Raw genomic sequence first — 21427 nt, forward strand, 5'->3', positions numbered from 1 at the left:
CCGGCCAGTCGACCACGGACGCCCAGCGCGACGGAACCCCCGGTCCGGGTGGGTGCGCGCCTCCCGCGGCGTCGCCCCGCTCGCTACGGTGGGTCTCGGCCTCCGCACCGGGTCGCATCCGCCCACCAGGGAGTCCGCCGTGCTCATCACCCTCACCTCCACGGCGCCCTCGGCGTCGGACCTCAGCCACCTGCTCCGGAAGCACCCGGGCCGCGCCCAGTCCTTCGATCTCGCGGTCGGCACCGCGCACGTCGTCTACCCCGAGGCGACGGACGAGCGCTGCACGGTGGCGCTGCTGCTCGAGGTGGACCCGATCGCGCTGGTCCGCGACAAGCGCTTCCGGAGCGCGGGCGCGTCGAGCATCGCCCACTACGTGAACGACCGGCCCTACGCCTCGTCGTCGATGCTCGCCGTCGCGCTCGGGCACGTCTTCCGCACGGCCATGGGCGGCCGGAGCGAGTCCCTCCCCGAGCTCGCCGCGGGGACCCTGCCGCTCCGCATCACGGTCGCCGCCCTGCCCGCGCGCGGCGGCGCCGACCTCGTGCACGCGCTGTTCGCGCCGCTCGGCTGGCACGTCGAGGCGACGCCCGTGCCCCTCGACCCCGAGCGCCCGGAGTGGGGCGCCTCCGCGTACGTCGACCTCGTGCTCACGGGCGACGTGCGGCTCGCCGACGCCCTCCGCCACCTCTACGTGCTGCTGCCGGTGCTCGACGACGGCAAGCACTACTGGGTGTCCGACGACGAGGTCGGCAAGCTGCTGCGCGCGGGCGACGGCTGGCTCGCCGGGCACCCGGCGCGCGACCTCATCACCCGCCGGTACCTCGCGCATCAGCGGGACCTCGTGGGCGACGCGGACGAGCGGCTCGACGCCTCGACCGCGGACCCGAACGAGCGGCTCGATGCCTCGACCGCGGACGCGCGCGACACCGGATCCGCAGACGCCGCCGCGGACGCCGCCGCGCACGCCGACGCCCCGTCCGACGCCGGCCCCCGCTCCCCCTCCCTCGCGCGCCTCCGCGCCGAGACCGTGCACGCCGTGCTCACGGAGGTCGGCGCCCGCACGGTCGCCGACGTCGGCTGCGGGTCGGGCGCGCTGCTCGCGCACCTGATGGCCGACCCCGCCCTCACGACGATCATCGGCACGGACGTCTCCGCCCGCGACCTCGAGGCCGCCGCCCGCCGCCTCGGCCTCCGCGACGCGAGCGACCGGGTGCGGGAGCGGATCCGGCTGCTGCAGTCGTCCGCGACCTACGAGGACCCGCGCATCGCCGGCCTCGACGCCGTCGTGCTGATGGAGGTCGTCGAGCACGTGGACCCCGACCGGCACGCCGCCCTCGAGGCCTCCGTGCTCGGATCCGCCGCGCCGCGCGTCGTGGTCGTCACCACCCCGAACGCCGAGCACAACGCGCTCTACCCGGGCCTCGCTGCGGGCGCGATGCGCCACCCCGACCACCGCTTCGAGTGGACCCGCGCCGAGTTCGCCGCGTGGGCCCAGGGCGCGGCCGGCCGCCACGGATACCTCGTCGAGATCCGGCCCGTCGGCGACGAGCACCCCGTCCACGGCTCCCCCACCCAGCTCGCCCTCTTCCGGAAGGCCACGCGATGACCGACGCCCCCGCCCCCGCTCCCGCTCCCGCCGCGCTGCCGATCCCCCGCATGTCGCTCGTGCTCCTCGTGGGCGCGAGCGGATCCGGCAAGTCCACCTTCGCCCGCACGCACTTCGGCCCCTACGAGGTGCTGTCGAGCGACGCCTTCCGCGGCCTCGTCTCCAACGACGAGAACGACCAGAGCGCGACCTCCGCCGCCTTCGAGGCGCTCCGGCACGTCGCCGCGCACCGCCTCCGCCGGGGCCTGATGACCGTGATCGACGCGACGAACGTCCAGCCCGAGTCGCGCCGCTCCCTCGTGCAGCTCGCCCGCGACCACGACGTGCTGCCCGTCGCGATCGTGCTCGACGTGCCGGTGGGCGTGTGCGTGGAGCGGAACGCCGCGCGCACCGACCGGTCGTTCGGCGCCTCCGTCGTGAAGCGCCAGCACGACCAGCTGCAGCGCTCGCTGAAGGGCCTCGGCCGCGAGGGCTTCCGCAAGGTGCACGTGCTCCGCGGCGTGGAGGAGATCGCCGCCGCGCGCTTCACGGTCGAGCCGCTCCTCAACGACCTCCGCCACGAGCGCGGGCCCTTCGACGCGATCGGCGACGTGCACGGCTGCCGATCCGAGCTCGAGACGCTGCTCGGCGAGCTGGGCTACGAGATCGAGCGCGACGAGCGGGGCCGACCCGTCGACGCCGCGCACCCCGAGGGCCGCCGCGTCGTGTTCCTCGGCGACCTCGTGGATCGCGGACCCGACACCCCCGGCGTCCTCCGCCTGGCGATGGGCATGGTGCGCGCCGGCCACGCGTTCGCCGTGCCGGGCAACCACGAGGACAAGCTCGTGAAGGCGCTGCAGGGGAAGAAGGTGCGGGTCGCCTACGGCCTCGCGGAGTCGCTGGCGCAGCTCGCCGAGGAGGACGACGCGTTCCGCGTGGACGTCGAGCGGTTCTGCCGCGAGCTCGTCTCGCACCTGGTGCTCGACGGCGGCGACCTCGTGGTGGCGCACGCGGGCCTCATCGAGGCGTACCAGGGCCGCGCATCGGGCCGCGTGCGCGCCTTCGCGCTCTGGGGCGACGCCACCATCGGGGAGGCGGACGAGAACGGCCTGCCGGTGCGGCGCGACTGGGGCCGCGACTACCGCGGATCCGCGACAGTGCTCTACGGGCACGTCGCCGGCGTCGGCACCGAGTGGGTCAACGGCACCATGTGCCTCGACACCGGATGCGTGTTCGGCGGCGAGCTCAGCGCCCTCCGCTGGCCCGAGCGCGAGGTCGTCGCCGTGCCCGCCGAGCGGGTCTGGTCGGAGCCGGCCGTACCGCTCGGGCGCCGGTACGCATCGGCCGACCGCGGCGCCGGCGCGGCTGCCGGCGCGGCTGCCGGCGCGGCTGCCGGCGCGGACGGGCCGCGCGACGCCGGTCTCCTCCGCATCGACGACGTGCTCGGGAAGCAGGTCGTGGAGACGCGCGCCTTCGGCCGGGTCGGGATCCGCGAGGACGCCGCCGCCGGCGCCCTCGAGACCATGAGCCGCTTCGCCGTCGAACCGCGGCACCTCCTGTACCTGCCGCCCACGATGAGCCCGCCCGCGACCTCGTCCCGCGACGACGTGCTCGAGCACCCGGCCGAGGCCTTCGAGGCGTACCGGCGCGACGGCCTGGAGCGGGTGATCTGCGAGGAGAAGCACATGGGATCCCGCGCGGTCGTGCTCCTCACCCGCGACCCGGCCCGCTTCGACGCGCCCGCGGGCTGGCGCGGCGTCGTGCACACCCGCACGGGCCGCCCGTTCTTCGACGCCGCGGAGACGGACGCGCTGCTCGCGCGGCTCGACGCCGCGGTGGAGTCGGCCGGCCTCTGGGCGGAGCTCGACACGTCGTGGCTGCTCCTCGACGCGGAGCTGCTGCCGTGGTCCGTGAAGGCCGGGCCGCTGATCTGCGACCAGTACGCGTCCGTCGGCGCCGCCGCGACGGCCGCGCTGCCCGCCGCCGCCCGCACGCTCGAGCAGGCGGCCGCCTCGGGCATCGACGTCGCCGACCTCCTCGACCGCACGCGCGCCCGGGCTGCCGACGCGGAGGCGTACGTCGCCGCGTACCGGCGCCACGCCGCGCCCTCCGCCGGCCTCGACGACGTGCGCCTCGCGCCGTTCCAGCTCCTCGCCACCGAGGGCGCGACCCACCTGGCGCGCGAGCACGCGTGGCACCTGGCGCTCGCGGACCGGCTGGCGGTCGCGGATCCGGGCCTCGTGATCCCCACCCGCTCCATCGAGGTCGACCTCGCGTCGCCGGAGTCGGAGGAGGCCGCCACGCGCTGGTGGCAGGAGCTCACGGACGCGGGCGGCGAGGGCATGGTCGTGAAGCCCGTCGCGGGTCTCGTCCGGGGGCGGAAGTCGCTCGCGCAGCCGGGCATCAAGGTGCGCGGCCGCGAGTACCTGCGCATCGTCTACGGCCCCGACTACACGGAGCCCGCGAACCTCCGCCGCCTCCGCGACCGCGACGTCGGCCACAAGCGCTCGATGGCCCTCCGCGAGTACGCGCTCGGCGTCGAGGCGGTCGAGCGCTTCGTCGCGGGCGAGCCGACGTGGCGCGTCCACCAGGCGGTCTTCGGCGTGCTCGCGATGGAGTCCGAGGCGGTGGATCCGCGGCTGTGAGGCCGGGCGCATGTGGACGCGCCCGCTCCCTGCTGCGCGCCCGCGGCTAGCCTCGCCGGGTGCCCGCCGCCCCCGCCGCCCGATCCGGCGGGGTGCGTGCGGTCACGCGCGCGGGGCACGTCCTCGCATCGCTCGCGATGGGGTTCCTGCTGGCCGTGCTCGCGCTCGGCCTCGCGCTCGACGGGTCGCTCCACGGGCTCGACGAGCGGGACGCCTGACGGCTGCGCCGACGTCGGCCACGGCGACGCGGCATCAGGCGGGAGGTGCGACGCCCCACGTGGTCGTGGTGTCGCACGCGTCCGGGATCCCCGGACGGTCGCTCAGGTCGCGCGGCGACGTGGGCTCCGAGACCGACCCGCCGCCGAACTGGACGCGTTCGCCCAGCGCGTGCACCTCGTCCCCGGTGGTGAGCGTGGCGCCGTCCCAGGAGGTGGTCTGCTCCGGGAAGAGCGGCAGGACGAGGTCGGCGCCCTCGACCCCCGGCGTCCCCCTCTCGAGGTAGACGCACCCGTCGCGCACGACGAGCACCCCGGACACCAGGGCTGCGTCCGAGAAGCCGTTCGACACGTAGGTCGCGATCCGGGCGGGGGCCACGTCGTCGTCGTGGGGCGCGAGCACGAGGTCGAGAGAGGGCTCGTCCTCGCGGTCGAGGACCACGTCGAGGCGCTCGACGGCCGTCCGCCCCTCGGGCACGGCGACCGCGTACGTGGTGGGGCCGAGGTCCTCGGTGCATGCCGGGCCGCCCGTGACCTCCATGCCGACGCGCAGGCCGCCTCCCTCGATGCGCACCGACGTGGGGGCCTCCGGACAGCTCGACGAGCCGTAGGTGGTGACGAGGAACCGCTGGCCGACCTCGAGCCAGCGCACCTCCGGCTCCGTGTGCGCGGGTCCCTCGAACGTGATGAGCCCCGCGCCGACGGCGTCGAAGCGCTGACCCACGACGGTCGGCTGGGGCGGATGCGTCGCCACGAGCACGACCGCGGCCAGCGCGGCGGCCCCGACCGCCACCGCCGCCACGGCGATGCGCGTCATCGTCCGTGTGAAGACGGGATCCGTCCCGTGGTGGTCCTCGCGTCGCCGCATGCGCGCTCCCTCCGCTGCCCTGAGTCGACCACACAGCGTGCGTGACGACCACCCTCCCGATCGGGTGGGTGGCCGGGGGCGGCCCGCATCACGCCCCGCCGCGGTTCCCCTCCAGCGTGAACGTGAAGACGTCCTCGTCGAACGCGCTGTAGCCCGCGTAGTCGAGGAGCTCGTAGAGGCGGGCACGGGTCTGCATCTCGGGCACCTTCGACGCGAGCGTGCCCTCCTCCAGGATCGCGTCGAGGCCGCGCTCCGCGGCGCCCATCGCGAGGCGCAGGAGCGACACCGGGTAGATGACGATGTCGACGCCGACGTCGCGGAGCTGCGACGTGGTGAACAGCTCGCTCTTCCCGAACTCGGTCATGTTGGCGAGGATCGGCACGTCGACCGCGGCGCGCATCGCCTCGAACTCGGCGAGGTCGGCCATCGCCTCGGGGAAGATCGCGTCGGCACCCGCGTCCACGAGCGCGCGCGCCCGGTCGACCGCCGCGGCCATGCCGTCCACGCCGCGCACGTCGGTGCGGGCCATGATCAGCAGGTCGGGATCGCGGCGGGCGTCGACGGCCGCGCGGATCCGCTTCAGCGCCGTCGACTCGTCCACGACCTGCTTGCCGTCGAGGTGGCCGCAGCGCTTGGGGTTCACCTGGTCCTCGATGTGGAGGCCCGCGACGCCGGCGTCCTCCAGCATCTGCACGGTGCGGGCGACGTTCATCGGCTCGCCGAAGCCCGTGTCCGCGTCCACGAGGCACGGCAGGTCAGTGACGCGCGCGATCTGCTGCGAGCGCCCGGCCACCTCGGTGAGCGTGGTGAGGCCGATGTCCGGCAGGCCGAGGTCCGCCGAGAGCACGGCGCCGGAGATGTAGACGCCGTCCATCCCCTTGTCCTGGATGAGGCGGGCCGAGAGCGGGTTGAACGCGCCGGGCATCCGGAGCAGCTCGCCGCTCGCGAGACGCTCGCGGAACGCGCGGCGCTTGGCGGCGGAGGTGAGGGTGGAGTGCAGCACTAGAGGAGTCCCTTCGGGGAGCCGGCGCCGTCGAGGAGGCCCGGCCGGGCGGTCACGGTGAGGCCGGCGAGCTCGTCGGCGGTGAGCTCGGGCAGGCGCTCGACGAGGGCGAGGAAGCGGTCGACCTCGGCATCCTCGAGCACGCCGTCGGCGAGCGTGCGGAGCTTGCCCACGTAGTCGGCGCGCGCGAACGGGCGGGCGCCGAGCGGGTGCGCGTCGGCGACGGCGATCTCGTCGACGATGGTCGAGCCGTCGGTCAGGCGGATCTCCACCCGGCCGCCGAACGCCTTCTCGGCCGGGTCCATGGAGTGGTACCGGCGGGTCCACTCCGGGTCCTCGGTCGTGGTGACGCGGCGCCAGAGGTCGACCGTGTCGGGGCGGCCGGCGCGCTCGGGCGCGTACGAGTCGACGTGGTGCCAGGCGCCGTCCTGGAGCGCGACGGTGAAGATGTACGGGATCGAGTGGTCGAGCGTCTCGCGGCTGGCGCGAGGGTCGTACTTCTGCGGGTCGTTCGCGCCGGATCCGATGACCACGTGCGTGTGGTGCGACGAGTGGATGAGGACCCGGTCGATGGCGTCCGCGTCCGCGAGCACCGGGTGCGTCGCGTGCAGCCGGCGGGCGAGGTCGATCCACGCCTGCGCCTGGTACTCGGCCGAATGCTCCTTCGTGTACGTGTCGAGGATCGCCCGCTTGGCCTCGCCGGGCGCGGGCAGCGGCACGTCGTAGGAGGCCGCCGGGCCGTCGAGCAGCCACGCGATGACGCCGTCCTCGCCCTCGTAGATGGGGGTGGGGCTGGTCTGGCCGCGCATCGCCCGGTCGATCGCCTCGACGGCCATCTTCCCGGCGAACGCGGGCGCGTGCGCCTTCCACGTGCTGATCGCGCCCTTGCGCGACTGGCGCGTGGCGGTCGTGGTGTGCAGGGCCTGGCCGATCGCCTGGAACACCGTCTCCTCGTCGAGGCCGAGGAGCGTGCCGATGCCGGCGGCGGCCGACGGGCCGAGGTGCGCGACGTGGTCGATCTTGTGCGCGTGCAGGCTGATGGCCTTCACGAGGTCGACCTGGATCTCGTAGCCCGTGGCGATGCCGCGGATCACGTCGGCGCCCGTGAGCGCGCGGCCGTCGGGCCGGCCTCCAGCGGCGGCGTGCTGCGCGGCGGCGAGGATCGGCGGGATGTTGTCGCCCGGGTGCGAGTACTCCGCGGCGAGGAAGGTGTCGTGGTAGTCGAGCTCGCGCACGGCCACGCCGTTCGCCCAGGCCGCCCACTCGGCGCTGACGCGGGTGCCCGGATCCGCGCCCACTACGGTCGCGCCCGCGCCGCCCGTGGACGGCCCGTGCGCGAGGGCCTGCGCGCGCGCCGCGACGACGGGAGCCCGCGTGAGCGAGGCGGTGGCGACCGCCGCGTTGTCGATGATGCGGTTGACGACCATCTCGGTGACGTCGGCGTCGACCTCGACCGGATCCGCGGCGACGGCGGCGATGCGCCCCGCCAGCTGCTCCCCGGGAGGCAGGGCCTCGTCGCTGCGGTGGACGCGGACGCGGTGGATCTGCATGCTCTTCCTCACGGTCGGGCGCCTGTCGCGGAGGGCTCATGGCCCCGTCCGCGCGGCACCGGTCCAGCGTATCCACCGCCGAGCACGTCCTACGCTGGGGCGTGCTCACCGTCGACCCGGAGTCCCCCCGCACCGCCGACGTGCTGCCGCTCCTGCGGCAGGCCGACGAGTTCGCGCTCGCCCTCTACCCGGCCGAGAACTACCACGCGCTCGACGTCGGCGACCTCGAGCGGCCCGGCGTCACGTTCCTCGTGGCCCGCGACGACGGCCGGGCTCTCGGCACGGCGGCGGTCGTGGACGGGGGCGACGGATCCGCGGAGCTGAAGCGCGTGTTCGTGACCGACGCCGCGCGCGGCCTCGGCGTCGGGCGCGCGCTGCTGGTCGCCGCGGAGGAGCGGGCGCGCGAGCTCGGCGCCGACGTCATGCGGCTCGAGACGGGCCTGCCGCAGACCGCGGCCATCGCGATGTACGAGCGCGGCGGCTACCGGCACGTGCCGCGCTTCGGGCCGTACGCCGCGGATCCGACGAGCGTCTGCATGGAGCGCGACCTGCGGGAGGCGCCCGCGCCGCTCCCCCGCTGGATCCTCCGCCCCGCACTCCCCGACGACGCGACCTGGATGGCCGAGCTCCGCGCCGTCGCGCTGCGGCCCGACCTCGAGCGGCTCGGCCGATGGGATCCGGTGCGGGTCCGCCGCCGCTTCCTCGACGGCTGGGCGCCCGAGCGCACCTCGGTGATCCGGGTCGCCGGCCGCGACGCGGGCCTCATCGCCCGCCGCGACGAGCCCGACGCCCACTGGATCGAGCACTTCTACCTGGACCCCGCGGTGCAGGGCCGCGGCATCGGCGCCGAGGTGCTGCGCGATCTGATGGCCCGGTTCGACGACGGCCGCCCGTACCGCCTCGACGTGCTCCAGGGCAGCGCGGCCCGGCGCCTCTACGAGCGGGCCGGCTTCCGGGTGGAGCGGGAGGACGCGGTGGATGCGTGGCTGGTGGCGTTGCGATCCTGTGGGTGACTGCCCGCGTTCGTCTGAAAGCCGCCCGAGCGCAGACGCCTCGTCTCGACGGGAGATCCGAGACGCGACGGCGGCGATGCTGCGGCGCCCCCTCCGCTGACACCATCCATTCCTCGAGTGGATCGCGCGATCGCGCGGTCGCGTGATGTGCCCGTACCACACGAGAACGCCATCATCACGTCTGCGCGAGAAGCCGCTGCGGACGCCACAAGGCTGCTACCGTCCGGCGCTATGGACGGCTTGGGGCCGCTCTTCAGCAGGCCTTCTCGCACTGCTGACATCGGGGATCACGACGAATGGAAGAGCTACGACATGGACGCATCGGCAGAGGTGGTCGGCATCGCATCCGAGAGCGCCGCACGGGTGAAGCGGAGGCGGTCTCGTGCACTGGCCGCCCTCTCCGTCACAGCAGGGGTGGCCCTCGCCTCCGTGACGGGTGCATCGTCGGCGCAAGCGGTGGGACCGGCGTTCGAGATCTTCTACGGACCGGACTGCAGCGGAGGCGGAACGGCCTCGCGCGTCTACACGGGCATCAATCAGGGCGAGGCCTGGATCGACGACACCTTCGACAAGACGACCTGGGGTTCCACCGGCAGCGGCCAGCTGATCCGGAACAACGCCGCGTCCATCTACGTCAGTCACGCCAACGTCGCGCTCTATCTCGACGGCAGCTCCTACATCGGGTGGGACGCCCAGGCGAGCGGGGCCTGCTTCAATCTGACGGACGGCATCCGCAACCACAACACCAGGTGGAAGACCGCCAGCTACTACGGATCCTGAACGGGCCTCGAGCGCTTCGGCGACACGAGCGACTCGCACGGAACCGCCGGCCGCGAGGCAGTCAGAGGGGCCGCGCGTGACGCTCGCGCGCGAGGAGGGCGTACCCGTCGAGGGTGATCCACTCGCCCTTGGACCGGTCGGCCTCGACCTGCCTCGATTCCCGCCGGAAGCCGATCCGCGTCAGCAGCCGCGCCACGGCGTCGTTGCGGGAGTCGCAGGAGGCCACGACCCTGTGGGCGCGCTCCTGGCCGAAGACGAGGTCCAGCACTGCCCCCAGCGCTTCGGAGGCGATGCCACGACCCTGTGACGAGCGCGCCAGTGTGACGCCGACCTCGAACGTGTCGGGCTGCGCGTCGAGGAGGTGCAGCGCGACGTCCCCGAGGAGCCCGCCCGACCCGGCGTCGCGGACGGCCAGCTGCAGCCAGCCGCCGGGCGAGGGGAGCCGACCTCCCGGCTGGGCCGCGACCAGGCGCTCGGCATCCGCTCGGGAGTAGTCGATCCCCCACGACTGGTACCGGGCGACGTCCGGATCCCGGCGGTACCGGACGAAGTCGTCGACGTCGCGCGGCTCGAGCGGCTCGATCAGCAGGCGGCAGGTCGTCAGGGCGATGCGGTCGTACGACGAGGGCATGCTCCGAAGCTAGCGGGCGTGCCGGTAGCCGATGCGACGGGCTGCTCCGCGTGACCTGCGACGCCAGCAGGGCGGGAGCAGCGTCCACCACGTGACCGGCCGGGCGTCCCCCGCCGGATCGCTGCCGTCGCATCGCCGAGCCGGCCCACGGCATCACCGTTCGAGGACTCCCACACCGTCCAGGGGGGTGATCGTGGCCCGACGCCCCCATGTCGCGGAGGTACGACCGTCGATGAGGAGTGGTACCGCTAGGGATTCCCTCCCCGTCCGCTCGCTAGGCGGCGACGAGCAGCAGCGCGAGCTGCCCCGGTGCCGTCCCCGGGCCCTCTAGCCGTCGGGGTGCAGACCCGCGTCCGCCGGCCCGGTCCGCCACGCGGTGAACAGGACCTCGAAACCCGCCCGCGTCGGCGCGCAGCACATGGGGCCCGCGGTGACGGCCGCATCGGGATCCAAGGGCGACACCCGCACGAGGCGCCACGGCTCGTCGTCGACCCGGGCGCGGACCGTCAGCGCGTCGCCGGAGCGGCTCGCGCGGATCGTGACGAGCCGGCCGTGCCAGTCGGGGACGGGCGCCAGCGACCAGTCGGACATGCCGCGGGTGACGACGGCGCCGAGGCCGTCCTGGCCGTCGCTGCGCTCGACGCCGGCCTTGGTCCACGTGCTGTCGTCGACCTTCACGAAGACGCCGGCCTGGTCGAACTGCGCGGAGAGGTCGAGGCGGAACGACACCTCCACGGCCGTGTCCTGGTCGAGCGGGGCGAGGAGGGCGTGCTCCGTGTCGTGGACGAAGCCGTAGGAGGTGGTGCGCCAGGCGTCGCTGCCCTCGACTGCCGTGACGCGCATGCCGTCGTCGGCGACCTCGACGTGGGCGGGCGCGGTGGTCCAGGAGCCGGAGGTCCAGTCGATGTCGGTCATGGGGCGAGCGTACGCATGCGGCGATCGCCGCGGCTCGACGACCGGCCGCGCTCGGACGGCGCGCGAGGAGGGCGATCCGCCCCCATCCCGCCTGTTCACGGAAGCAGAACATCGCGTTCATGCACGGGGTCGGGCCGCGCCCGATGATCCTGATGCCGAGTTCCCGCGCGCCTGCGCGGCCGGCCTGCGCGACCCCGCGCGCATCCCCATCACAGAAGGACGAACGTGACGATCCCCCCTGCCCGCCGTGCCGCCCCCGCGCGCATCGGCGCCCTCACCGCGGCGGCCGCCGCGGTCGTGCTCTCCGTCGGCATCGGCGCGCCCGCGCACGCCGCCGCCGACCCCGCGCTCCAGCCGGCCCCCACGGCGAGCGACCACCTCATCACCGACGTGCCCGGCCTCGTCAACGGCCGCGAGCTCGGCGCCTTCACCGGCGTCGGCGGGCGCACGGTCGACGCGAGCCGCCTGATCCGCACCGAGTCGCTCGACAAGATCACCGCGGCGGGCGCCGCGACCCTCGCGACCGCGCACCACGTCGACCTCGTGATCGACCTCCGCACGCCCGGCCAGATCCAGAAGAAGCCCGACGTGCCGATCCCCGGCGCGAAGACCGTGGCCGTCTCGCTCTTCGGCGCGGATGGCGACTACCCCGACGACACCGTGATGTACCAGGACCTCATCGACAAGGGCCACGTCGACGCCGCGAACCCGGGCGTGATGATCAGCGCGTACCGCCAGGTGCTGCAGGCCATCGCGTCGCACACGGGCGACGGCACGATCCTCATCCACTGCTCGCACGGCATGGACCGCACGGGCACCGTGGTCGACCTGCTCGACCGGATCCTCGGCGTCGGCAGCTCCGACATCCTCCACGACTACCTGCTCTCCAACACGCAGCTCGGCGTCGACTGGGCGAAGCCCGCGCTCCTCCAGGGCACCTTCGAGGCCGGCATCGCGTCGCGCTACGCGGGGATGGACTCCTACATCCGCACGACGCTCGGCGTCGACGACCAGGAGATCCGCGCCCTCCGCGCGGAGTTCCTCGTCTCCGATGACGCGGCCGCGACGTCCATCACCGTGGGCGGCGTGACCGTGCCGCTCGACGGCGCGGCCGCCGCCGCGGGCGCGACCGTGCCCGTCGGCCTCGCGTCGATCGCCCCCGCCGACGTGCACGTGGCCCTCGCCGACGCCGGCAGCCGCGCGTCCGTCACCGTCGCCGGCCGCGTCGTCACGGTCGTCGTCACCGCCGCGGACGGGCGCAGCACGCGCACGTACCGCGTCACCGCCGGGCTCGCGCGGATCGAGCTGCCGGGCGGATCCTCGCCCGTCGCGGGCGGGACGGTCGCGGTCCGCGCGTCCGGCCTCACCCCGGGCGCGGCCTACCGGGTCGAGCTCCACTCGACGCCGACCGACGTGGGCACCCTCACCGCCGCCTCCGACGGCACGGTCGCGGGCACCGTCACGATCCCCGCGGGCACCGAGGCGGGCGCGCACACGCTGACGCTCCTCGACGCGTCGGGCGCCGCCGTCACGGATCCGGCCGCGCTCACCGTGGGCGCCGCGCAGGTCGCCGGCACGACGACGACGGGCACCACGGGCACGACGACGGCCGCGCACCACGCCGGCCCCGCGGTCGCGACCGGCGGCACGCCCGTCGCCGCCACCCCGTGGCCCGGGCTGGCGCTCGCGGGCCTCGGCCTCGGCGCGCTCGCGGCCCTGGCCGTGACGCGTCGCCGCCGGGCGTCGACGCAGCGGTGACGAGGGATCCGCGGACGACGCGGCGGCGGGCGCTCACCGCCGCCGCGGTCGTCGCGGCGTCCGCGGCCGTGGTCGTCGGCACCCTGTCGGCCGTGGGCGCGCTGCCCGCGGCCGACGCCCCGCGCGACCTCACGGGCGCACCGGTGCAGGCCGACGTGCCCGTCCCCGCCGACGGAGACGCCGACGGATCCGCGCAGCCGGCCGTCGACTCCGGCCTCGGCCGCCTCCGGGCGCCGTCGGTCGGGCTCGACGTGCCGCTCGGCGCGGTCGACGTGGTCGACGGCGTCGTGGATCCGCCGGGCTTCACCTCCGCCTACCGCGTGCGCGACCTCGGGGTCGCCCCCGAGGACGCGGCCGCCGGCACCGTGTTCGTCGTCATGCACTCGGTGCGCGGCGGCGGCATGGGCCCGGGCGACCTCCTCATCGACGACCGGGCCGGCAGCGCGCGCATCGCGCCCGGCGCGGTCATCGAGGTGGCGGGCGTCGACTATGCGGTCGGATCCAGCCGGGCGGTCGCCAAGGGCGCGCTGCCCGACGACGCCGCGGTCTGGGCGGACACCCCGGGCCGGCTCGTCGTCATCACATGCCTCCAGCGCGCCGACGGCACCCCGTCGCGCGACGACATGGTGATCGAGGCGACCCGGGCCTGACCGCACCTCCGCTCGGGACGAGGGCGCGCGACCCGACCCGGTCGCGCGCCCTCGTCGCCGCTAGGTTCGGGTGGTGAGCATCACCCGCGTCCGAGACGCCGTCGTCCGCGCGTGGCGCGCCGCGACGTCCCCGGGCCGGCTCATCCTCGCCGCCAAGACCGCGCTCGCGGTGGGCATCGCGTGGGCCGTCGCCCCCTACGTGCCGGGCGTCGCCAACGAGTACCCCTACTACGCGCCGCTCGGCGCGCTCGTGAGCATGTACCCGACGCTCATGGGCTCCGCGCGCACGGGCCTCCAGACGCTGCTCGGCCTCGGCGCGGGCATCCTGCTCGCGACCGCGGTGATCATGACCACGGGCCCCTCGTGGTGGTCGATCCCCGTCATCGTGGGGATCGGCGTGATCCTCTCCGGCTCCGGCTGGTTCGGCGCCGGCCGCGAGTACGTGCCGATGGCGGCGCTGTTCGTGCTCATCATCGGCGGGCAGGACGCCGACCAGTACTCGCTCGGCTACCTCGTGCAGATGGCGGTCGGGGTGGTGACGGGGCTCCTCGTCAACGTGCTCATCGCGCCGACGCTGTCGAGCGGGCGCGCGGCGGCCCGGATCAGCGCGTTCCAGCGCGAGGTCGCCCAGCGGCTGCGCGAGGTGGGCGACGCGGTCGAGTCCGACTCCCCGCCCGCGCACGCCGACTGGATCCGCGCCAGCGAGGACCTCGCCGGCACCGCGCGGGCCGTGCGCGCCGACCTCCGGGAGGCCGACGAGAGCCGCAAGGGCAACCCGCGCGCGCTCGTGAACAAGCGCGACATCCGCATCGACCACGCCCGGCTCGAGGCGATGGACCAGATCGTCTTCCACGTCCGGGACGTCTCCGCCGCGCTCGCCGACACCATCTGGGAGCAGCGCGGATCCATCGGCCTCGACCACGGGATCGGCGCGCCCATCCGCGACGCCTGCCACGCGGTGGCCGACGTGCTCGACCTCGACGACCCGGACTCCCCCGAGCGCCACCGCGCCATGGGCGAGGCCGCCCGGCAGGTGCGGCTGCTCGTGGAGGCGGTGGACCGGCAGTCGCAGGAGCTCGGCCGCGCGATGGGCCCGGGCGTCCTCACGGCGATGCACTTGAAGCGCGTGCTGCGGCACCTCGAGCCCGTGGACGCGGCGGAGTCACCGGCCCCGTAGCGCCGCGTCGGGCCCGGGGCCGGCCTCCGTGGGGGCCTCGGACCCGAGCTCCCCCGCACCCGGCAGCGCATCCGCCCGCGCGTCGAACCGCACCGCGACGATACCCGCGACGATGAGCGCGCCGCCCACGAGCTGGAGCGCCGTCAGCTCCTCGCCGAGCAGCAGCCACGCCCAGGCGCCGGCGGCCGCGACCTCGAGCAGGCCCGTGAAGGACGCGAGGCGGGATCCGAGCATCGCGCCCGCCGTGATCCCCGCGCCGTACGCGAGCGCCGTCGCGACCACGCCCACCACGAGCATGGGCACCCACCACGGCACCACGCTCCCGAGCAGCACGACGTCGGCGACGGATCCGGTGAACGGCAGGATCCCCGTCACGCCGACGAGCGCGAGCAGCACGGCCGCGACGAGCAGCCCTGCGGCCGCGAGCGCCACCGGCGGCAGCCCGTCCGCACCCCGGGCCGCGATGGCGAAGTAGCCGGCGCAGCCGATCATCGCGCCCAGCGCGAGGAGGAGGCCGACGGGATCCAGCGCCCCGCCGCCCGACGGCGACACCACGAGCGCGAGTCCGCCGGCCGCCGCGACGGATCCGAGGAGCACCGGCACCGCGGGCCGCCGCCGGGTCATCGCCCACGCCACCCCCACGAGCAGCAGCGGCGCCATGAACTCGATGAGGATCGCCGTGCCCACCGGGATCCGCTCGATGGCCGCGAAGTACATGACCTGCGCGCCGGCGACGCCCACGAGCGCCATCCCGAGCACCCGGCGCCACGCCCGCAGCACGGGCCGCAGGTCGCCGCGCAGCTGCACGAGCGCGATCGGCGCCAGCAGCAGCCCGCCCACGAGCGCGCGCAGGGTGACGGCCGCGACCGGGCTCCAGCCCGACGACAGGAGCGGCTTCACGAACGCGCCCGAGAGCCCGAAGGACGCGGCGGCGACGATCGCGAGCACGAGTCCGGTGGTGAGGTGGCGTCGGGGCATGGTGCTCTCGTCTCGTCAGGGGCCAAGCGGCCTACGGTCCTGACGCTAGACTGGTCGTGGATAAGGAGTCAACTTGCATTTCACCCCTGACACCGAGGACGTGCTCGCGTTCGACGCCGTCGTGCTCAACACGGCGCCCCGGGCGACCCGCAGCGGCGAGGACCTGCTCGCGACGCCCGAGCAGCTCGCCGACCTGATGACCCGCAGCGGCTTCTCCGGCCGCTTCGACCGCGACGACCGCGAGCTGCAGGAGGTGCGCCGCGCCCGCACGCGGCTCCGCGAGATCTGGACCCTCGACCGCGACGACATGGTCGACGCCGTCAACGGCCTGCTCGCCCGGCACCGCGCATCGCCCCGGCTCGTGCGGCACGACGCGCTCGACTGGCACCTGCACGCGACGCCCGACGACGCGCCGCTCGCCGACCGGATCCTCGTGGAGGCCGCGATGGCGCTGGTCGACGTGATCCGGTCCGACGCGACCGACCGCCTGCGCGAGTGCGCCGCCGACGACTGCGACGGCGTGCTCGTCGACCTCTCGCGCAACGGGTCCAAGCGCTTCTGCAGCGTGCGCTGCGGCAACCGGATGAACATGGTCGCGTTCCGCGAGCGGCGCGGGTCCACGCCTCCCGCGTGACGGCCGGCGACGCGTGCGGGCGCGTGGAGGAAGCGCACGCGCCGAGGCGCCCCATCCCTACGCTCGGGTCGCACGCGGGATCGGGACGCGGATGCCCTCGATCCTCCCGACCGCGCCGCAGCACCTTCCTCCCGTCGAAAGGCTGTCATGACGCTTCGCCCGCTTCCCCTCCCCCCTCGGGGAGCCGCCCGCTCCCGCCGCCGCGGAACGCTCCGGACGACCCCCGGCATCGCCGTCGTCGCGCTCGCCGCCGTCGTCGGCTCCCTCCTCACGGCGGTCGCACCCGCCCACGCCTCGGAGTCGACCCTCGCCGAGGCCCGGACCGCGATCTCCTCGTCCGTGAACCACGGCACCTACACGGAGGACCTCCTCTCCGGGAAGGTCACCGTCGACCAGCTCGTGGACGTCACCATGGATCTCCGATCCACGGGGCGCATCCCGAGCGCCGGGCCGGTCCTGAGCCGCGCGGAGGTCACCCAGCAGGCCGTCTCGGCCATCGCCAGCCTCCGCGCCGTGGCCGCCGCTCCGGCCGCACCCACCCTGACCGGCTCCTCGCGCTCCCACGCGTCCACCGATCCGCTCGTCGAGGACAAGCACTGGTGGAACCACCTGACGCACTGGTTCGGCTTCAAGGCGGACGCCCTGACGCTCGTCGGCGCCGGCGCCGCGAGTGCCGCCGTCGGCGGCATCCTCGCAGGCGCCTGCTTCGCCAGCGGCAACGTGATCTGCGGAGGCCTCGCCTTCCTGGCCACCGCCGCCGTCGCCTTCATGGTCGCTGCAGCCGGGAACTGCCTCGCCCAGCACCATGCATTCCTCTACGTCAGCGTCCCGAACTTCAAGGCCAGCGGATGCCGCGACTGATGGCGTGACGCACGACCCCACGGGATGACCTCGCCGAGACGGGCCCCACACGGGCGCGCCCGTGCGGATGCCCGGATCAGCCCCAGCCCACCGCCCCGGTCGCCGCCTCACGAGGAGGCGACCGGGGCGGTGTCGCGTCCGGGCGGGCCGTTCGCACGGCGCCCCTCTGTGCAGGGCGTGCATGCGTGCTGTCCGCCCGTGCCTACGCTCTCCGATCGCGGGGGCGCGGCCCCCGCGTCTGCGCCGGGTCGCCCGCCCGGCACCCCCATGAGAGGACGTCATGACGCACCGCCCTGCCCCGCATGCTCCCCGCACCTCACGGCGCCACCGGACCCGGATGGGACGCGCCACCACCGGGGTCGCCATCGCCGGACTCGTCGCCATCGCCGGCTCCTTGCTCACCGCTCCCACCCCCGCCCACGCCTCCGAGGCCGCCCTCGACGGCGCTCGCGCCGCGATCTCCGCCTCCATGAGCCGGGGCACCTACTCGGAGGACGTCCTCTCCGGGAAGATCACCGTCGAGCAGATCGTCGACGTCGACCTCGCCGCCCGCGCAGCGATCCACGCGGACGCGACACGGATCCCCACCCGCGCGGCGCTCATCCGGCAGACCACCGAGGAGATCGCCGACGTCCGCATCCACGGGGCCGAGCCGACCACCCCGGAGCTCAGCCCCTCCACCGGATCACGCCCCGCCTCCGACCCCCTGGCCGAGGACAAGCACTGGTGGAACAAGGTCACCCACTGGGCCACCATCTCGGTGAACGCGCGCAAGGCGTGGCGGGCGGGGGCCGGCGCCGCCGGGATCTCCGCCGTCATCTTGGGCGCCTGCCTCTTCGAGGGCGTCGTCGTCTGCACAGCGGTCGCGGCGATCGGCGTCGCGGTCGCGGCCTCCCTGGCGTCGACTGCCGCGTGGTGCGTCGCGCACGATCAGCCCGTCCTGTACGTCAAGGTCCCGGACTTCACGAACAGCCACTGCGGCGACTGACCGGGCAGCCGGTCCCGCGCCGTCGTCACCGCGCCTGCAGCGCCGCCTGGTACAGGTCGCGCTTGCCGAGGCCGGTCGCCTCGGCGATGGTGCCGGCCGCGTCCTTGAGGCGCGCGCCGTCGGACACCAGCTCGAGCACCTGCATCACGCCCGTCGCGAGGTCGACCTCGAGCGCCGCGGCGCCCTCCGCGACCACGACGATCTCGCCGCGCACGCCCTCGGCGGCCCAGGCGGCGAGCTCGGCGGCGGATCCGCGGCGCACCTCCTCGTACAGCTTCGTGAGCTCCCGGCACACGACGAGCCGGCGGTCCGGTCCCCACTCGGCGACGACGTCCTCGAGCGACGCCTGCAGCCGGTTCGGCGACTCGAAGAAGACCATGGTGCGGCGCTCGCGCACGAGCTCCCGGAGCACGCGGCGCCGGTCGCCGCCCTTGCGCGGCAGGAAGCCCTCGAACGTGAAGCGGTCCGTGGGGAGGCCGGACACGGCGAGCGCGCTGAGCACGGCGCTCGGGCCGGGGATCACCGTGACGCGGACGCACGCCGCGGCCGCCGCCTCCACCAGGTGGAAGCCGGGGTCGGAGATCGCGGGCATGCCGGCGTCGGAGAGCACCAGCACGTCGGTCTCGCGCGCGAGCTCGACGAGGTCGGCCGAGCGCTCCTGCTCGTTGTGGTCGTGCAGCGCGATGAGGCGCGGCCGGTTCTCGACGCCGAGCGCCGTGAGCAGGCGGATGGTCGTGCGGGTGTCCTCGGCGGCCACGACCGTGGCGGAGGACAGCGCCTCCACGAGCCGCCGCGACGCGTCGCCCAGGTTGCCGATGGGGGTCGCGCCGAGGATGATCACCGGTCGATCATCCCATCCGGCGTCGGGCGGTCCCGGACGCGCCCGTCGGCGTCCGCCGGATCCGCGTCGGGGAGGCCGGCGCGATCGCCGACGTGCTCGGGGTCGTCGACCTCCTCGTCGCCCGGGTCGCTCCAGCCGCGGATCCAGTTGGCGATCCCGCATCCGATCGAGAAGAGCCCGAGGGGCACGCCGAACAGGACGATGGTGTCGAAGCGTCCGGCGCTGCTGATCTCCCCGAAGGCGCCCGTGAGCCCGAGGACCGAGATCACGCACAGGGCGATCCCCAGGATCCACAACCCCAGCGTCGCGCGCCACCGGGCCCGGCTCCGCAGGAACACGCGTCAGCCCGCGTCGGGCGCGTCCACGCCCGCATCGGGATCGGTGTCGGCGTCGCCCGCACCCACCGCCGCGAGCACCACCGGGTCCGCGCAGCCGCGCGCGTAGCCGTCGATGCGCCGGTCCATGTCGCGCTGCAGGATCCACGCCCCGATGCGCTCGGCGACGGGCGCCAGCCACGCGGGCCGGCACGCGAAGTTGTAGCGCCAGATCGCGAGCGTCTGCCGCGGCTCGCCCTCGACGGGCGCGAACCGCCAGCCGCCGCCCATGCGGGCGAAGAACCACGAGCCCTGCGTCATCCTCATGCCCACGTTCGACGGCGGCTGGTGCGAGACGTACTCGCTCACCATGCTGAGGCCGAGGCGCGAGACGGTGAACGTGCGGACGCCCTTGGCGGGTTCGGTCGCGCCGCCCATGAGGTGCTGGTGCGCGATGAAGGGATCCCACCGCTTCCGGATCTCCCCCTGGGTCTGCGAGATCGCGAACGCCACGGCGGGCTCCACGGGGACGATGTGGCGGGACTCGACGACGGGCACGGATCCATGCTGGCACGGCGCGCGCGGGCGACGGCGGGCGGGCGCCCCCGTCGACGGGCGGCCGACTTGACGGCGCGGGACGATGGCACGTACGTTCGTTGAGCGTTCAACAATGAGCGCGAGGGGCTGGGGGCACCGGGGACCGCGCCGATCGCGCGGCGGTCCCGCCGCGGCATCCGCCTGATGCCGCCCTGGGCCTCGATCGTCCCGGCCCGATCGTCGGGTGTCCGCCAGGGCACGACCGACGGGGTCGCGCGGCCTCCGCACGGCGTGATCGCCGTGCACGGCGTGATCGTCGTGCCCGAGGAGACCGCCGCGGACCGCTCCGCCCCCCGTCGGCGGACCCCCGCGGCCGCCGGCCCACCACCAGGAACCACCGAACGAAGGAGAACCCCGCATGCGCACGCTGCTCCACCCCGCCCGCACGTCGCCCGTCCTCCAGGACGCCGCCCTGCTCCTCGCCCGCGTGGCGATCGGCTTCATCCTCATGGCCCACGGGCTGCAGAAGTTCCTCGACTACACGCTCGACGGCACCGCCGCCTCCTTCACGAAGATGGGCATCCCGGTGCCGGCCGCGGCGGCGGTCTTCGCCGCGACGGTCGAGACCGTCGGCGGGGCCGCGCTGATCCTCGGCCTCCTCACGCCCCTGGTCGCGGCGCTGAACGTCCTCAACCTGCTCGGCGCCTTCGTCGTCGTGCACGCCGACAAGGGCGTCTTCGTCGACGGCGGGGGCTACGAGCTCGTGCTCGCCCTGATCGCGGGCCTCGTCGTCGTCGCGCTGCTCGGCGCGGGCCGCTTCAGCGTCGACGGGCTGCTCAGCCGCCGCCGCCGCACCGCCTGATCCGACGGGCCGCTACAGCCCCCGCCGCGCCATCCACCGGTACACGAAGACCCCGATGACGCCGAGCGCCATGAGGGCGGGCCCGACGACGAGGAAGATCGAGCCCAGCTCCCCGGTCGCGCCGCGGTAGGTCGCGATCGCGCCGCCGATCACCGCGGCCCAGGCCGCCACGCGCCGCGGGAAGTCGAAGCGCTTCGGGCGTCCCGGGCGGCGGTCGCCCGCGTCGTCGCTCACGATCCGTCCGCGATCCGGGGCATCAGCTCGACGAGGGCCGGGTGCGGCCGGGCGCCGTCCGGCATCAGCGCCGCGAGCGGCTCGTAGGTCATCAGGTACGCCTGGAAGTTGGCGACGCCCAGCACGGCGAGGTCGCGGTCGTCCAGCGTCTCGCCGCGGTGGAGCCGCCCCAGCGCCGGGCGCGCGCCCGTCGCGTCCACGATGACGGACAGGTCCACCGCCCCGTCCTCGTCGCCCGCGACCCAGGGGCGCAGCGGGTGGTCCGCCGGCCCCGGGTCGACGATGATGCGTCCTGCGCCGTCCATGCCGTCCCCCTCGGCGGGACCCGCGGCCCCGGTGTCCAGCATGCCCGGACCCGTGACCGGCGACGACCGCGGACGCATCCGCC

At 74.9% G+C, this 21427-nt stretch carries 23 protein-coding genes; 12 read left to right on the forward strand and 11 right to left on the reverse strand.

Annotated features, from left to right (window positions below):
- The first annotated feature begins 139 nt into the window (after positions 1-139).
- The 3 genes from FGG90_RS08090 to FGG90_RS08100 are packed head-to-tail and all read left to right on the forward strand — an operon-like array spanning position 140 to position 4448.
- Positions 140-1606, forward strand: a complete 1467-nt coding sequence (locus FGG90_RS08090) for a 3' terminal RNA ribose 2'-O-methyltransferase Hen1 (protein ID WP_094128248.1) — start codon at positions 140-142, stop codon at positions 1604-1606.
- Positions 1603-4230: a polynucleotide kinase-phosphatase gene (locus tag FGG90_RS08095; protein WP_094128246.1), complete on the forward strand. Its 2628-nt coding sequence runs from the start codon at positions 1603-1605 to the stop codon at positions 4228-4230. Before FGG90_RS08090 ends, FGG90_RS08095 begins: the two co-directional genes overlap by 4 nt.
- 59 nt (positions 4231-4289) lie before the next feature.
- Complete coding sequence (locus FGG90_RS08100; protein ID WP_165771382.1) at positions 4290-4448, forward strand: hypothetical protein; 159 nt, start codon at positions 4290-4292, stop codon at positions 4446-4448.
- 34 nt (positions 4449-4482) lie between these two features.
- Here FGG90_RS08100 and FGG90_RS08105 read toward each other — a convergent pair whose 3' ends face one another.
- The 3 genes from FGG90_RS08105 to FGG90_RS08115 all read right to left on the reverse strand — a co-directional run bounded on the left by FGG90_RS08105 (position 4483) and on the right by FGG90_RS08115 (position 7866).
- Complete coding sequence (locus FGG90_RS08105; protein WP_094128244.1) at positions 4483-5313, reverse strand: hypothetical protein; 831 nt, start codon at positions 5311-5313, stop codon at positions 4483-4485.
- A gap of 88 nt (positions 5314-5401) precedes the next feature.
- On the reverse strand, positions 5402-6316 hold the full coding sequence (prpB, locus tag FGG90_RS08110) for a methylisocitrate lyase (protein ID WP_094128242.1): 915 nt from the start codon (positions 6314-6316) through the stop codon (positions 5402-5404).
- Positions 6316-7866, reverse strand: a complete 1551-nt coding sequence (locus tag FGG90_RS08115) for an MmgE/PrpD family protein (RefSeq protein ID WP_094128240.1) — start codon at positions 7864-7866, stop codon at positions 6316-6318. Before FGG90_RS08115 ends, prpB begins: the two co-directional genes overlap by 1 nt.
- Before the next feature lie 101 nt (positions 7867-7967).
- Here FGG90_RS08115 and FGG90_RS16175 point away from each other — a divergent pair, with 101 nt between their 5' ends.
- The gene (locus FGG90_RS16175; RefSeq protein WP_094131441.1) at positions 7968-8879 is read left to right on the forward strand and encodes a GNAT family N-acetyltransferase; all 912 of its coding nucleotides are present in this window, start codon (positions 7968-7970) and stop codon (positions 8877-8879) included.
- Positions 8880-8996: 117 nt separating this feature from the next.
- Positions 8997-9659, forward strand: a complete 663-nt coding sequence (locus FGG90_RS08130; protein WP_237583261.1) for a hypothetical protein — start codon at positions 8997-8999, stop codon at positions 9657-9659.
- Positions 9660-9720: 61 nt separating this feature from the next.
- On the opposite strand, the gene FGG90_RS08135 is transcribed toward FGG90_RS08130, so the two are convergent.
- Complete coding sequence (locus FGG90_RS08135) at positions 9721-10290, reverse strand: GNAT family N-acetyltransferase (protein WP_094128234.1); 570 nt, start codon at positions 10288-10290, stop codon at positions 9721-9723.
- A 327-nt stretch (positions 10291-10617) separates the two neighbouring features.
- The gene (locus FGG90_RS08140) at positions 10618-11205 is read right to left on the reverse strand and encodes a DUF1349 domain-containing protein (protein WP_094128231.1); all 588 of its coding nucleotides are present in this window, start codon (positions 11203-11205) and stop codon (positions 10618-10620) included.
- Positions 11206-11430: 225 nt separating this feature from the next.
- Between FGG90_RS08140 and FGG90_RS08145 the strand changes: the two genes are divergently transcribed.
- The 3 genes from FGG90_RS08145 (at position 11431) to FGG90_RS08155 (ending at position 14790) form a co-directional block, all read left to right on the forward strand.
- A complete protein-coding gene (locus tag FGG90_RS08145; protein WP_094128228.1) occupies positions 11431-12963 on the forward strand; it encodes a tyrosine-protein phosphatase in 1533 nt (510 codons plus the stop codon).
- Positions 12960-13613, forward strand: coding sequence for a sortase family protein (locus FGG90_RS08150; protein WP_094128225.1), 654 nt, complete (start codon positions 12960-12962; stop codon positions 13611-13613). The genes FGG90_RS08145 and FGG90_RS08150 overlap by 4 nt, the downstream gene beginning before the upstream one ends.
- 73 nt (positions 13614-13686) lie before the next feature.
- On the forward strand, positions 13687-14790 hold the full coding sequence (locus FGG90_RS08155; RefSeq protein WP_237583262.1) for an FUSC family protein: 1104 nt from the start codon (positions 13687-13689) through the stop codon (positions 14788-14790).
- Here FGG90_RS08155 and FGG90_RS08160 read toward each other — a convergent pair.
- On the reverse strand, positions 14776-15768 hold the full coding sequence (locus FGG90_RS08160; RefSeq protein WP_094128222.1) for an EamA family transporter: 993 nt from the start codon (positions 15766-15768) through the stop codon (positions 14776-14778). The two genes, FGG90_RS08155 and FGG90_RS08160, sit on opposite strands and share 15 nt — an antisense overlap.
- A gap of 73 nt (positions 15769-15841) precedes the next feature.
- Here FGG90_RS08160 and FGG90_RS08165 point away from each other — a divergent pair, with 73 nt between their 5' ends.
- The 3 genes from FGG90_RS08165 to FGG90_RS08175 all read left to right on the forward strand — a co-directional run bounded on the left by FGG90_RS08165 (position 15842) and on the right by FGG90_RS08175 (position 18251).
- Complete coding sequence (locus tag FGG90_RS08165; RefSeq protein WP_210433049.1) at positions 15842-16402, forward strand: CGNR zinc finger domain-containing protein; 561 nt, start codon at positions 15842-15844, stop codon at positions 16400-16402.
- Positions 16403-16549: 147 nt separating this feature from the next.
- A complete protein-coding gene (locus FGG90_RS08170; RefSeq protein ID WP_063071461.1) occupies positions 16550-17263 on the forward strand; it encodes a hypothetical protein in 714 nt (237 codons plus the stop codon).
- Between the two features lie 337 nt (positions 17264-17600).
- Positions 17601-18251, forward strand: a complete 651-nt coding sequence (locus FGG90_RS08175) for a hypothetical protein (protein ID WP_063071462.1) — start codon at positions 17601-17603, stop codon at positions 18249-18251.
- A gap of 25 nt (positions 18252-18276) precedes the next feature.
- Here FGG90_RS08175 and rsmI read toward each other — a convergent pair whose 3' ends face one another.
- The 3 genes from rsmI to FGG90_RS08190 all read right to left on the reverse strand — a co-directional run bounded on the left by rsmI (position 18277) and on the right by FGG90_RS08190 (position 19964).
- Entirely contained in the window at positions 18277-19092 is an 816-nt protein-coding gene (rsmI, locus tag FGG90_RS08180; protein WP_094128216.1) for a 16S rRNA (cytidine(1402)-2'-O)-methyltransferase, read from the reverse strand.
- Positions 19089-19361 carry a hypothetical protein gene (locus FGG90_RS08185; protein WP_237583264.1) on the reverse strand — a complete coding sequence of 91 codons (273 nt, stop codon included), beginning with the start codon at positions 19359-19361 and terminating at the stop codon, positions 19089-19091. The genes rsmI and FGG90_RS08185 overlap by 4 nt, the downstream gene beginning before the upstream one ends.
- Before the next feature lie 72 nt (positions 19362-19433).
- On the reverse strand, positions 19434-19964 hold the full coding sequence (locus tag FGG90_RS08190) for an SRPBCC family protein (protein WP_094128213.1): 531 nt from the start codon (positions 19962-19964) through the stop codon (positions 19434-19436).
- Between the two features lie 397 nt (positions 19965-20361).
- Between FGG90_RS08190 and FGG90_RS08195 the strand changes: the two genes are divergently transcribed.
- Positions 20362-20805 carry a DoxX family protein gene (locus FGG90_RS08195; protein ID WP_094128210.1) on the forward strand — a complete coding sequence of 148 codons (444 nt, stop codon included), beginning with the start codon at positions 20362-20364 and terminating at the stop codon, positions 20803-20805.
- A gap of 12 nt (positions 20806-20817) precedes the next feature.
- On the opposite strand, the gene FGG90_RS08200 is transcribed toward FGG90_RS08195, so the two are convergent.
- Both FGG90_RS08200 and FGG90_RS08205 read right to left on the reverse strand, forming a co-directional pair.
- The gene (locus FGG90_RS08200; RefSeq protein WP_094128207.1) at positions 20818-21039 is read right to left on the reverse strand and encodes a hypothetical protein; all 222 of its coding nucleotides are present in this window, start codon (positions 21037-21039) and stop codon (positions 20818-20820) included.
- Entirely contained in the window at positions 21036-21386 is a 351-nt protein-coding gene (locus tag FGG90_RS08205; RefSeq protein ID WP_094128205.1) for a hypothetical protein, read from the reverse strand. The genes FGG90_RS08200 and FGG90_RS08205 overlap by 4 nt, the downstream gene beginning before the upstream one ends.
- Between the last annotated feature and the right edge of the window lie 41 nt (positions 21387-21427).

The organism is Clavibacter michiganensis subsp. tessellarius (assembly GCF_021922985.1).
In the GTDB taxonomy this organism is placed as follows: Bacteria; Actinomycetota; Actinomycetes; order Actinomycetales; family Microbacteriaceae; genus Clavibacter; species Clavibacter tessellarius.